Genomic DNA, 12,402 nt, shown 5'->3' with positions numbered 1-12,402 from the left:
CCATGTCCCGTCCTCAACGTCCCGTTTCCCGTCGCCCTGGCGCGAAACCTTCACCTTCAGCCCCTCGCCGTGTCGCCAAGGCACCACCGGCCGAGCCAAAGCTGATCCTGTTCAACAAACCTTTCGATGTGCTGACGCAATTCAGCGACGGCGAAGGGCGCGCGACCCTCAAGGATTACATCGATGTACCGGGAATCTATCCGGCCGGACGGCTGGACCGCGACAGTGAAGGCTTGTTGCTGCTGACCAACGACGGCCAGCTTCAGGCGCGGATCGCCGACCCGAAACACAAGCTGGCCAAGACCTATTGGGTGCAGGTCGAGGGCGAGCCGAGCACTGAGCAGTTGCAGCGCTTGCGTGACGGTGTCGAATTGAATGACGGCATGACCTTGCCCGCCGAGGCGCGGCAACTGGACGAGCCCGAGCTGTGGCCGCGCAATCCGCCGGTGCGCTTTCGTAAAAGCGTGCCGACCAGTTGGCTGGAGTTGGTGATTCGCGAAGGGCGCAACCGGCAGGTGCGGCGCATGACGGCGGCGGTCGGGTTACCGACCTTGCGTCTGGTGCGGGTCAGAATCGGCGACTGGACGATCGAAGGGCTCGATCAAGGGCAGTGGAAAGAAGTACCGGCGAGCTTATAAGGCGCCGGATTCGATCAGGCCGATCACCACGCTCTTGATGATGAACGCCGCCACGCCCAGGCCCAGTACGAAGAACAGAATGAACGAGCCAAAGCGCCCGGCCTTGGACTTCTTTGCCAGATCCCAGACGATGAAACCCATGAAAATGATCAGGATGCTGACCAGACCGGTCATCATCCATTCTTCGAAAACGGCAGGATCCATCGAACATCTCCAGCGCGGGCGTGGCTAAAAGGGCGCGGGGAGTATACGCCTGCGCGGGTTCGCGCTGTATTGACCTGCGTCGGTGTGTCGCAGTCATTCGTCGCCTGTGCAGGCCTCTTCGCGAGCAGGCTCGCTCCCACAGGGATCTCACATGCGCTGGAGATTCATTGTGGGAGCGAGCCTGCTCGCGAAAGCGTCTTCAGCTACGCAGATGAGTCAAAGGCAGTTCGGTGCTGTTCAAAACCTGATTCAATACAAAACTCGAGCGCACGCTGGTCACGCCTTCAATCCGCGTCAGATGCCCCAGCAGCAGTTTCTGGTAGTGGTCCATGTCCGGCACCACGACCTTGAGTTGATAGTCGGCATCCATCCCGGTCACCAGGCTGCATTCGAGCACCTGGGGCAAGGTGCGGATGGCCGCTTCGAAATTCTCGAAACGCTCCGGCGTGTGACGGTCCATGCCGATCAGTACGTAAGCGGTCAGGCTCAGGCCGAGCATCTTGCGGTCGAGCAGGGCGACCTGGCGGGAAATGTAGCCGTCGTCTTCCAGTTGCTTGACCCGCCGCGAGCACGGCGAAGGCGACAGGCCAATGCGCTCGGCCAGCTCCTGGTTGGAGATGCGTGCGTCGCGCTGCAATTCCGCCAGAATACTCAGGTCGTAACGGTCGAGCTTGCTCATCAAACGGTCCTTTGTCGTAACTATTGCGGAGGATTATGTATCCTGGGTTAAAAATTGCGCAAGTGATGTTTAATTAAGCAATCTTCGCAATCCTCTGCCGACGCTCCCGGCCTATTCTTATCACCAGAATCACTGCTCGGACAAACAGTCCAGTGCGGCTCGCCGAATCAGGCCCGCCGCGGTCGCCACCCCCACCGGGGATGTGCCGGCCCCCGAGCTACACACTGTCCAGAAGACGGCGTGAGGTGAGCCGACGCCACAAGTGTCGAGCCAGGACGAAGTTCTCCAAGGGGAGGCCGACGGGTCTCCCCTTTTTCTTGCGTGTGGAATTTGCTGCCGTGAATTGAAGAGCCGGCCTCAAAAAATAAGTTGCGTGACAGATAACCTGTCGCAGAACCGGCCACTGCTTTCCCAGTCTTACGTACAGGCCCTTACCCGAAATGAGGTAAAGCATGAAATCGCGCATCTGGCGTTTGGCCGGCGTTGGTTTGCTGTGTGTCAGTGTCTGCGCGCAAACGATGGCCGATGAGCAGCAAAACCGTGGCCATGATGGCGGGCAACACGGCCAGGATGGTCATCAGGGCGATAACCAGGGCCATGGCGGCGGCAACCAGCCGCATCCGCAAAACGGCCAGCAGCAGAATCAACCCCGGGCGCAGAACAACGACAATCGCCAATACGAGCACCGCGGCCAGGATCAACGTCAAAACAATGACCAGAGGCAGAGCCGTCCAGCGCCGGATTTCAACAGCCAGGTGCGCTCGCCGCTGCCAATGCCACAGATACCGGCCACTGACATGCCAATCCAGCCCCGGCCCGACACCGTGCACCAGACCCAGCAGCCGCAGCGCGGTTACTTCCAGGATCAGCCGCGTCGCAACGATTACAACCAGCGCTGGAATGGCTACACAATCGCACCGTCCTATGATAATCACAGGCAAGGGCACCCGAGTGACCATGGTAACGGCTGGGGGCCAGGCCCCAGGTATCGCCCCGGCCAGGTGATCGACCGCTTCCCCGAGCGCAACTATCGCGTGCCTTACCGTGGCATGGATTACTACTATTCCGGTGGCTACTGGTATCGACCGCTGGGCCCTCGTTATGAGGTGGTAGAGCCACCGCGCGGGATTCGCGTCAGATACCTGCCCGATTACGCCCAGCAAGTGTGGATCGGCGGGGTATTGCTGTTCCTGGCGGCGGGTTCCTATTACGCCTATCAGGAAAGCACTCAGGACTATGTCGTGGTCGAACCGCCGGTTGGCCAACCGCAACCGCCCGCCGGCAACAATGGTTATGACGTGGTGGCGTATCCAGCCAATGGTCAGTCGCCGGAGCAGGTCAGTCGGGATGGCTACGAGTGCTATCAATACGCGGTGCAGCAGAGTGGTTTCGATCCACGAACCGCCACCTACCAGCCAGACCCGTCGGTGGTGCAAACCTACCGACAGGCCCAGGGCAACTGCCTGAGCAGTCGCGGTTATCAGGTGACTTACTGATCCTTGGCGGCTTTCACCACTTCCTGCGGGTCGGCGTGCACCAGCACTTCGGCTCGCGGGTAGGCGGTATGAATCGCTGCGGCCGCCTGATCGCTGATGCCGTGGGCAACGGATAACGTCAGCTCCCCCGGCAGCTCCAGATGCAACTGCACAAACCACTGGTTGCCGGAGATCCGCGTGCGCAGGTCATGGGCACCCAGCACACCGGGCACGCTGCATGCCAATTCCAGCATGTGCTGGCTGACCTCCGGCGGCAGTTCTTCATCCATCAACACCGCAAAGCTCTCCCGGGCGATCTGTACCGCGCTCCAGAGAATGTAGGCGGCGATCCCCAGGCCAAACCAGGGGTCGACCTGATGCAGTCCAAACCCGGCCAACACCAGTGCGATCAGAATGCTGCCGTTGAGCAGCATGTCCGAGCGGTAGTGCAGGGAGTCGGCGTGCACCGCGTTGGAGCCGGTGGCCTTGACCACCTTATGTTGAAACATCAACAACGCCAGGGTCAGGACGAGGGAGAACACAATCACGCCGATACTGATCCACGGCGCGCCGACCGGTTCGGGATGTTTGAGCCGATCATAGGCCTGCAACGCGATCAGCACCGCACTGCCGCCAATGAACAACGCTTGGGCCATGCCCGCCAATGACTCGGCCTTGCCGTGCCCGTAGCGATGATCATTGTCGGCGGGGCGCAGGGCGTAATGCACCGCCAGCAGGTTGAGCAATGACGTGACGCCGTCGAGTGTCGAGTCGGTGAGCCCGGCAAGCATGCTCACCGAGCCGCTCAGCCACCAGGCGATGGCCTTGGCGACGATCAGGATGCACGCCACCGCCACCGAGGCACGGGTCGCCAGCCGCAGCAGGCGGGCGTGTTCGGAGCTGGAGGTCATAGGGGCCATCATTCCTTGAAGAGTCCTTTCGCGCGTAGGGATTACGCCGCTGGTTGCAGGCCGAACATCGCCAGTTGCCGGGCGCTGCCTTTGCTCTGGATCAAGCGTGGATCGTCCAGCGGGAAGCTGCGGCCCAGTTCGCTTTCCAGAATAGTCTGCAACTTGCGGTTATCGACTTTGCCGTCGGGACCGATGGCGTCCTTGAGTTTTTGCGGGTCGACCTGGGCGGTCTCTCCAGGCGCGTAGTAAATCGCACCGGTGGCGAAGTCCACGGCAAACGCGATCAGGCCGGGGATGATGTAGAACAGCAGGCCCACGGCGTCGAGCGCGGCGATGGCCGGGTCGATCTTGCCTTCGATCTGGCCCCGGCGATCCGGGTAGAAGATCGACCCGCAGGCGGTCACTTGAGTCAGCAAGGTTGCGACCAGAACACCGCCAATCAGGCGAAAGGGAGCACGCATATGAAATCTCCTGAGTAGAACGCCAATAACGTTACTGGTTAGAGCCCAGACTACGCCAAACAGTTCGCCGTTATACTCGCCGCTCTGTTTGGGAGCCAGCATGATTTCTTTGCCGATCGATGAAGTTTTACCCGCCCTGCGTGAAGCCCTCGCTACACGCCACGAAGCCGTGCTCGAAGCGCCGCCCGGCGCCGGTAAAACCACCCGGGTGCCTTTGGCCTTGCTCAACGAACCGTGGCTGGCCGGGCAGACCATCCTGATGCTCGAGCCCCGCCGGTTGGCCGCACGTGCAGCGGCGGAACGGCTGGCCAGCGAGCTGGGGGAGAAGGTTGGCGAAACCGTGGGCTATCGCATTCGGCTCGACAGCAAGGTCGGCCCCAACACTCGTATCGAAGTGGTCACCGAAGGCATCCTCACCCGGCGTTTGCAGGACGACCCGGCTTTGGAAGGCGTGGGCCTGCTGATCTTCGACGAATTTCACGAACGCAGTCTCGACGCTGATCTGGCGCTGGCCCTGAGTCTCAATGGCCGCGAACTGTTCCGTGACGATCAACCGCTGAAAATACTCTTGATGTCCGCCACGCTCGAAGGCGAACGCTTGGCCGGGTTGCTCGACGACGCGCCGATCCTGCGCAGCGAAGGGCGCATGTACCCGGTGGCGATGCGCTGGGGGCGGCCGTTCCAGTCCGGTGAGTTCATCGAACCGCGTCTGGTGCAGACCATCCTCGAAGCCTTGAACGACGAGACCGGCAGCGTGCTGGTGTTCCTGCCGGGGCAGGCAGAAATCCGTCGAGTGCATCAGCAACTGGCCGATGCCTTGGGCGAAAGCACTCAGGTTCTACTGTGCCCATTGCACGGTGAACTGGACCTCGCCGCGCAACGGGCCGCGATCGATCCGCCACCGGCGGGCAAACGCAAAGTGGTGCTGGCCACCAACATCGCCGAAACCAGCCTGACCATCAACGGCGTGCGCGTGGTGATCGATGCCGGGCTGGCACGGGTGCCGCGTTTTGACCCCGGCAGCGGCATGACCCGCCTCGACACCCAGCGCATTTCCAAGGCCAGCGCCACCCAGCGCGCGGGCCGGGCCGGGCGTCTGGAACCGGGCGTGTGTTATCGCTTGTGGTCCCAGGACCAGCACGAGCAACTGGCGGCCTATGGCAGTGCGGAAATCCTTTCGGCGGACCTCGCCGGGCTGGCCTTGCAACTGGGACGTTGGGGTGTGACGCCCGGGCAATTGGTGTGGCTTGACGTACCCCCGGCCGCCGCTTATGCACAGGCTCAGGATCTGCTTGAACGTCTGGGGGCTCTGGAAGGTGAAGCGCTGACCCGTCACGGTCAGGCCATGGCCGAACTGCCGGCGCATCCGCGTATCGCCCATTTGCTGTTGCGCGGCCAGGCACTGGGTCTGGCGGACATGGCCTGCGACGTTGCGGCGTTGCTTGGCGAGCGGGATATCTTGCGCGGTGCCGGGGCGGACTTGCACAGCCGACTGGTACTGCTATCTGGCGAAGAACGCGCCGCACGGGGTGCCCAAGGCGGGGTGCAGCGCGCACGGCAACTGGCGCGGCAGTATCGTGGTTACCTGCGCGGCAAAGCCTCGGAGCCGGTCAGCGATCCCGAACATCCGCGCTGGCTCGGCGCGTTGCTGGCACTGGCCTATCCCGACCGGGTCGCCCAGCAACGGCGCGCCGGTGGTGCGGAATATCGCTTGGCCAACGGACGTGCCGCACTGTTCGCCGAGGCCGACAGCCTGATGAAGCAAGCGTGGCTGGTGATCGCCGATCTGGGGAGTCGCCAGGGCCAGCGCGAGGAGCGGATTTATCTGGCGACGGACTTCGACCCGGCGCTCTTCGATTCAGTGCTGGCCGAGCAGGTTCGCTGTGTCGATCAACTGGATTGGGATGAACGTGAAGGCGTGCTGCGGGCCGAGCGTCAGCGTAAGGTGGGCGAACTGATCCTCAGTCGCGAGCCACTGACCGGCCTCGACGAAACCGCTCGCAGCCAGGCGCTGGTGAACCTGGTGCGGCGCAAAGGCCTGGAACTGTTGCCGTGGACCCCGGAGCTGCGTCAGTGGCAGGCGCGGGTCGCGTTGTTGCGGCAACTGGACCTCGCCGGCAAAGGCGAGAGCGAGTGGCCGGATGTCAGCGACGCGGCATTGATCAAGAGTCTGGAGCATTGGCTGATGCCGTATCTGGGCAAGGTTTCGCGGCTCAGTCACTTCGCCAATCTCGACCTGTCGAGCATCGTGCGCAATCTGCTGCCGTGGCCGTTGCCGCAACGGCTGGACGAACTCGCGCCACATCATTTGAGCGTGCCGTCGGGCTCCTCGATTCGTCTGGACTACAGCGAACAGCCGCCGATTCTGGCGGTGCGATTGCAGGAGTTATTCGGTCTGGCCGAAACCCCGCGCATCGCCGGCGGCCGGCAGGTGGTCAAGCTGCACCTGTTGTCCCCGGCGCGCCGGCCGGTGCAGGTGACTCAGGACCTGGCCAACTTCTGGCGCAGCACCTATGCGGAGGTGAAGAAGGATTTGAAGGGACGCTATCCCAAGCATTACTGGCCGGATGATCCGCTGGTGGCCGAAGCCACCGCGCGGATAAAGCCGCGAAAGTAGTTATGAGGTAGGTCTTTCAGCCTTGGCGGTCAGTTGTTCGCGACAATAGTCAGCAAACATCTGAGCCGGTTTAGTCAGTTGCCCGCGCTTGAGCCATGCCGCCACCAACCCGGACCCAGTGATGTCTTCGGCGATGTCCACGCACACCACTTTCTGCCCGTCGTAAGTGCACTCAGAATGCGGTTTGGTCACCAGGATCGAGAACCCGAATCCCTGGCCAACCATGCCGCGCACCATCTCGATCGATGGCGAGCTGAAGGCGATGCGTGGGGTCAGGCCCAGCTCATCGAACAGGCTGACGAAGTAGGTCCGGCTCGGCTGCACATCCAGAAGAATCATCGGCTCCAGGCACAAATCCCGCAGCGATACCTGCGCCTGCTGGGCAAAGCGGTGATCCGCCGGCAGCAGCGCGTAAGGTCGTTGCGCCGGCATCAGCGGTTCGGTCTGGATGGTGCCGTCGAGGTCGTGCTCGTAGAGGATCGCCAGATCGAAGGCGCCGGAGGTCAGGCCCTGCACCAACTCTTGTTGCTCGCCGTCACGGATGCGGATTTCCACCCCCGGATACAACGCCGAAAAACCGGCGATCAATTGCGGCAGGTACAGCGGCGCAACGGTTTCGAAACAGCCGATATCGATCTGCCCGGACACCACATCGTTGTCGGCCAGGGCGTTCTGCTCGAACTCCTTGGCCATGCGCAGCAGTTCCTGGGCCTTGCGATAGAAACGTGCACCGCTTGGGGTCAACGACACGCCCTGTGCATGGTGGCGAATCAGCAGTTGCACGCCGAAACTGTCTTCCAGCCCTTTGATGGCCGTGGAGATCGAAGGCTGGGCGATGTACAGCTTGCGCGAGGCCTCGGCGACGCTGCCGCACTCGACGGTGGTGATGAAGTATTTCAGTTGACGCAGATTGTAGGCAGCCACAGCAAACCTCGGGGGAGAACGGACCAGGCATCCTGGCAATTTGCGCGCCACCCCTATCCGCTCGGGTAGCGATTTGTTGTGTTTGAACAATAACCACATGCTGCGCCAGAAGGGAGATTGGCTACGTAGTTTTTTCTTGGCCTGCGAACACATTTTTACTGGTTTTCCACCGTCCGGGCCTGAGCGACTATCCAATACACAAGAATGTCCTCTGGAGCATCTGAACGTGTTCGAGCTTGAGTATTGGCAACGCAAGGCCGCTTCCCTGCGGTTTCCCGATCAGGCCGTGATCGACGGCCAGCGCCGCGCGGCGCAGTCGGGGCAGACTTTCGCCGCGATCAACCCTGCCACCGGGCAATGCCTGGCCAACGTTGCCGCCTGTGGCGAAGAAGACGTGAACGCGGCGGTGCACAATGCGCGGCAGGTCTTTGAGGCTGGCACCTGGGCTGCGCGCTCGCCGACCGAACGCAAGCAAGTGCTGTTGCGCCTGGCCGACTTGATCCTCGAAAACCGTGAAGAGCTGGCGCTGCTCGATTCGCTGAACATGGGCAAGCCCGTCACGGACGCCTACAACATCGACGTGCCGGGTGCCGCAGGCGTGTTCCGCTGGTACGCCGAAAGCCTCGACAAACTCTACGACCAGATCGCCCCCAGCGCGCAGAACGTGCTGGCAACCATTACTCGTGAAGCCCTCGGCGTGGTGGCTGCCGTGGTGCCGTGGAATTTCCCTCTGGACATGGCGGCGTGGAAACTCGCCCCGGCGCTGGCCGCCGGTAACTCGGTGATTCTCAAACCGGCCGAGCAGTCGCCGTTTTCCGCCCTGCGCCTGGCTGAGCTGGCGCTGGAGGCGGGGGTTCCGGCAGGCGTGCTCAACGTACTGCCGGGCCTCGGCGAACAAACCGGCAAGGCCCTCGGTCTGCACCCGGACGTCGATTGCCTGGTGTTCACCGGCTCCACCGAAGTCGGCAAATATTTCATGCAGTACTCGGCCCAGTCGAACCTGAAACAGGTGTGGCTGGAGTGCGGCGGCAAGAGTGCGAACCTGGTGTTCGCCGATTGTCAGGACCTCGATCTGGCAGCGGAAAAAGCCGCGTTCGGCATCTTCTTCAATCAGGGTGAAGTGTGCTCGGCCAACTCGCGGTTGCTGGTGCAGCGTTCGATCCATGACGAGTTCGTCGAGCGCCTCAAGGCCCAGGCCGAACGCTGGTTGCCGGGCGATCCGCTGGACCCGTCGAGCGCCGCCGGAGCCATCGTCGACAGCCGTCAGACCGCGCGCATCATGAAGTTCATCCAGCAGGCCGAACAGCAAGGCGCGACCAAAGTCTGTGGCGGTCGGCAGTCGATTTTCAACGGTTCGGACAACTTCATCCAGCCGACGATTTTTACCGGCGTGACCCCGGACATGCCGCTGTTTCGCGATGAAGTGTTCGGCCCGGTGTTGGCGATCACGCCATTCGACGACGAGGCCCACGCCTTGCAGTTGGCCAACGACAGCGTCTACGGTCTGGCGGCTTCGCTGTGGACCGACGACCTCAACCGCGCCCACCGTGTGGCGCGACAATTGCGGGCCGGTACGGTGTCGGTCAACAGCGTCGATGCGCTGGACGTGACCGTGCCTTTTGGCGGCGGCAAGCAGTCGGGTTTCGGCCGCGACCTGTCCCTGCATTCATTCGATAAATACACCCAGTTGAAGACCACCTGGTTTCAATTGCGCTGATAACAAAACGGAGAACTGGCGATGACCACACCACGTGATACCCGCGACTACCAGGCCGCCGACGCTGCGCACCACATCCATGCGTTCGTCGATCAGAAAGCCCTCAACGACGAGGGGCCACGGGTGATGGTCCGTGGCGAGCGCCTGCACCTGTGGGACAACGATGGCCGGCGTTACCTCGACGGCATGTCCGGGTTGTGGTGTACCAACCTCGGTTACGGGCGCAAGGACCTTGCCCTTGCTGCGAGCCAGCAGCTGGAACAGCTGCCGTACTACAACATGTTTTTCCACACCACCCACCCGCAGGTGATCGAGCTGTCCGAGCTGTTGTTCAGCTTGCTGCCGGCTCACTACAGCCACGCGATCTACACCAACTCCGGCTCTGAAGCCAACGAGGTGTTGATCCGCACGGTGCGTCGTTACTGGCAGGTACTCGGCAAGCCCGAGAAGAAAATCATGATCGGCCGCTGGAACGGTTACCACGGTTCGACCCTGGCCGCGACGGCGCTGGGCGGCATGAAATTCATGCACGAAATGGGCGGCATGATTCCGGACATCGAGCACATCGACGAGCCGTACTTCTTCGCCCACGAAGGCAACCTGACCCCGGCCGAATTCGGTCTGCGCGCGGCACAGCAACTGGAAACGAAGATTCTCGAACTGGGGGCGGACAAGGTCGCGGGCTTCATCGCCGAACCTTTCCAGGGCGCCGGCGGCATGATCTTCCCGCCGGAAAGCTACTGGCCGGAAATCCAGCGCATCTGCCGCAAGTACGACGTGCTGCTGTGCGCCGATGAAGTGATCGGCGGCTTCGGTCGTACCGGCGAATGGTTCGCCCACGAGTATTTCGGGTTCGAGCCGGACACCCTGTCCATCGCCAAGGGCCTGACCTCGGGCTACATCCCCATGGGCGGCTTGATCCTGTCGAAGAAAATGGCCTCGGTGCTGGTGGAGCAGGGCGGCGTGTTTGCCCACGGTTTGACCTATTCGGGACACCCGGTGGCGGCGGCGGTGGCGATTGCCAACCTCAAGGCGTTGCGTGATGAAGGTGTGGTGACGCGGGTCAAGGACGACATCGGCCCGTACCTGCAACAGTGTCTGCGCGAAGTGTTCGGCAAGCACCCGCTGGTGGGTGACATCCAGGGCACCGGCATGGTCGCGGCGCTGCAACTGGCCGAAGACAAATCCACTCGCAAGCGTTTCGCCAACGAGAACGACATCGCCTGGCGCTGCCGCACGATTGGTTTCGAGGAGGGGGTGATCATTCGCTCGACGTTGGGGCGGATGATCATGGCGCCGGCGCTGATTGCCAGCCGTGAAGAGATTGATGAGCTGATCGGCAAGACCTTGAAAGCGATGGATCGCACGGCGCAGGAATACGGCCGGCTCTGATATCGCCTGAAGGTCCTGCGGCTTATCGCGAGCAGGCTCGCTCCCACATTGGATTTGTGTCGATCATCGGAAACGAGGTCGACATAGATCCCTGTAGGAGCGAGCCTGCTCGCGATTGCTTTTGTCGATTCAACAGACCTCTCAAGTCTTGCACCCATGTCGGGCATCCCCGCCCACAACGCCCTTTCACAGTGCTCACTAACCAGCTTTTTCATCACTCGCATCCACATATTTCCTCGTTTTCCTGATCCCGCCCTTGGGCCAACATCGATCTCGCCAGCCCGCCGAATGCTGCCCGCCGAAGGGTCCCCGAGAGACCACAGGTCGCAGCCGATTCAGGGCTCGCCGTACTGCCCATGACAAAACTAAATCAACAGCTTTGGGAGTGCTCCATGATCAAGTCCTTGCTTACCCGCGTTGCCCATCCACTGGCGGTCACCGCCATCGCCGCGACGGTCGCCACCAGCGCCCAGGCCGGCACCCTGTCCATCGGTCATACCACCTGGGTCGGCTACGGCACCCTGTACCTGGCCCAGGACCTTGGCTACTTCAAGGAAAACGGTTTGACCGTCGAATTGCCGGTGGTCGAAGAAGCGGCGATGTACATGGCCGCACAAGCGTCCGGCGAGTTGTCCGGCTCGGCGTCGACCATCGACGAAGTGCTCAAGTACCGTCCGCAATTCTGCTTCAAGGCTGTTGCAGCATTGGACGACAGCCATGGAGGCGACGGCGTGCTGGTGGGCAAGGATGTCAAGAGCCTGCAGGAACTCAAGGGCAAGGCCGTTGCGGTCAACGAAGGTTCGACCTCGCAGTTCTGGCTGTCGTATCTGCTGAAAAAACACGGCATGAGCATGAGCGACATCACCGTGCAGAACATGACGGCCGACGACGCCGCCACTGCGTTCATCGCCGGTCGAGTACCGGCCGCCGTGACCTGGGAGCCGCACTTGTCGATGGTTCGCGACAAAAAACAGGGCAAGGTACTGATCGACAGCAGCAGCACGCCGGGGGTGATCGTCGATGTGGTCGCACTGAACTGCAGCGTGATCGAAAAGCAGCCGGAAGACGTCAAGGCCCTGGTGGCCGGTTTGTACAAAGCCGTGCAGTACACCAAGGATCATCCGCAGGAAGCCTACAAAATCATGGCCAAGGGTGTTGGCGGTTACCTGGCCGATCCGAAGGAAATGGAGGCCGCAGCACAAGGCGTGCGCTTCTACGATCAGGCCATGAGCGAAAAACTCCTGGGCTCGCCGGGTAAACCGGGTGACAGCGCACCGCTGATCAAACTGGCCAACGAGACCGCCAGCGAGCTGCAAGGCAAGCCCTACAACGTCAGCAATGACGACCTGATCGACAACCGCTTCGTCACCCCGCTCTAGGAGGC

At 61.9% G+C, this 12,402-nt stretch carries 11 protein-coding genes; 6 read left to right on the top strand and 5 right to left on the bottom strand.

Annotation, left to right across the window (positions count from 1 at the left end; genetic code table 11):
* The first annotated feature begins 2 nt into the window (after positions 1 to 2).
* A complete protein-coding gene (locus ACM6J5_RS06185; protein ID WP_095942002.1) occupies positions 3 to 638 on the top strand; it encodes a pseudouridine synthase in 636 nt (211 codons plus the stop codon).
* On the opposite strand, the gene ACM6J5_RS06180 is transcribed toward ACM6J5_RS06185, so the two are convergent.
* Together ACM6J5_RS06180 and ACM6J5_RS06175 are read right to left on the bottom strand one after the other, a co-directional pair.
* Positions 633 to 842, bottom strand: coding sequence for a DUF2788 domain-containing protein (locus ACM6J5_RS06180; RefSeq protein WP_003228500.1), 210 nt, complete (start codon positions 840 to 842; stop codon positions 633 to 635). The two genes, ACM6J5_RS06185 and ACM6J5_RS06180, sit on opposite strands and share 6 nt — an antisense overlap.
* Before the next feature lie 199 nt (positions 843 to 1,041).
* On the bottom strand, positions 1,042 to 1,521 hold the full coding sequence (locus tag ACM6J5_RS06175) for an Lrp/AsnC family transcriptional regulator (protein ID WP_007937367.1): 480 nt from the start codon (positions 1,519 to 1,521) through the stop codon (positions 1,042 to 1,044).
* Positions 1,522 to 1,973: 452 nt separating this feature from the next.
* Between ACM6J5_RS06175 and ACM6J5_RS06170 the strand changes: the two genes are divergently transcribed.
* On the top strand, positions 1,974 to 3,017 hold the full coding sequence (locus ACM6J5_RS06170; RefSeq protein ID WP_414928017.1) for a DUF6515 family protein: 1,044 nt from the start codon (positions 1,974 to 1,976) through the stop codon (positions 3,015 to 3,017).
* Here ACM6J5_RS06170 and ACM6J5_RS06165 read toward each other — a convergent pair.
* On the bottom strand, positions 3,011 to 3,907 hold the full coding sequence (locus tag ACM6J5_RS06165) for a cation diffusion facilitator family transporter (protein ID WP_095942004.1): 897 nt from the start codon (positions 3,905 to 3,907) through the stop codon (positions 3,011 to 3,013). The two genes, ACM6J5_RS06170 and ACM6J5_RS06165, sit on opposite strands and share 7 nt — an antisense overlap.
* Positions 3,908 to 3,948: 41 nt before the next feature.
* Positions 3,949 to 4,368: a polyribonucleotide nucleotidyltransferase gene (locus tag ACM6J5_RS06160; RefSeq protein WP_095942005.1), complete on the bottom strand. Its 420-nt coding sequence runs from the start codon at positions 4,366 to 4,368 to the stop codon at positions 3,949 to 3,951.
* Between the two features lie 100 nt (positions 4,369 to 4,468).
* Here ACM6J5_RS06160 and hrpB point away from each other — a divergent pair, with 100 nt between their 5' ends.
* The gene (gene hrpB, locus ACM6J5_RS06155) at positions 4,469 to 6,985 is read left to right on the top strand and encodes an ATP-dependent helicase HrpB (protein ID WP_414928016.1); all 2,517 of its coding nucleotides are present in this window, start codon (positions 4,469 to 4,471) and stop codon (positions 6,983 to 6,985) included.
* Here the strand turns inward: hrpB and ACM6J5_RS06150 are convergent, their stop codons facing one another.
* Positions 6,986 to 7,909 carry a LysR family transcriptional regulator gene (locus tag ACM6J5_RS06150; RefSeq protein ID WP_414928015.1) on the bottom strand — a complete coding sequence of 308 codons (924 nt, stop codon included), beginning with the start codon at positions 7,907 to 7,909 and terminating at the stop codon, positions 6,986 to 6,988.
* A gap of 226 nt (positions 7,910 to 8,135) precedes the next feature.
* On the opposite strand from ACM6J5_RS06150, the gene ACM6J5_RS06145 reads away from it, so the two are divergent.
* From ACM6J5_RS06145 to ACM6J5_RS06135, 3 genes are all read left to right on the top strand, one after another.
* Positions 8,136 to 9,626 (top strand): aldehyde dehydrogenase, encoded by a 1,491-nt coding sequence (locus ACM6J5_RS06145; protein ID WP_414928014.1) that lies wholly within the window; start codon positions 8,136 to 8,138, stop codon positions 9,624 to 9,626.
* 21 nt (positions 9,627 to 9,647) lie between these two features.
* A complete protein-coding gene (locus ACM6J5_RS06140) occupies positions 9,648 to 11,018 on the top strand; it encodes an aspartate aminotransferase family protein (RefSeq protein ID WP_414928013.1) in 1,371 nt (456 codons plus the stop codon).
* A 392-nt stretch (positions 11,019 to 11,410) separates the two neighbouring features.
* Positions 11,411 to 12,397, top strand: a complete 987-nt coding sequence (locus ACM6J5_RS06135; protein WP_150672692.1) for an ABC transporter substrate-binding protein — start codon at positions 11,411 to 11,413, stop codon at positions 12,395 to 12,397.
* The last annotated feature ends 5 nt before the right edge of the window (positions 12,398 to 12,402 follow it).

Origin of the sequence: Pseudomonas sp. IT-P74, assembly GCF_949768175.1 — a bacterium.
Taxonomy (GTDB): domain Bacteria; phylum Pseudomonadota; class Gammaproteobacteria; order Pseudomonadales; family Pseudomonadaceae; genus Aquipseudomonas.
The sequence above is the reverse complement of the archived record's forward strand: the minus strand, read 5'-3'. Positions and strand labels throughout refer to the sequence as shown.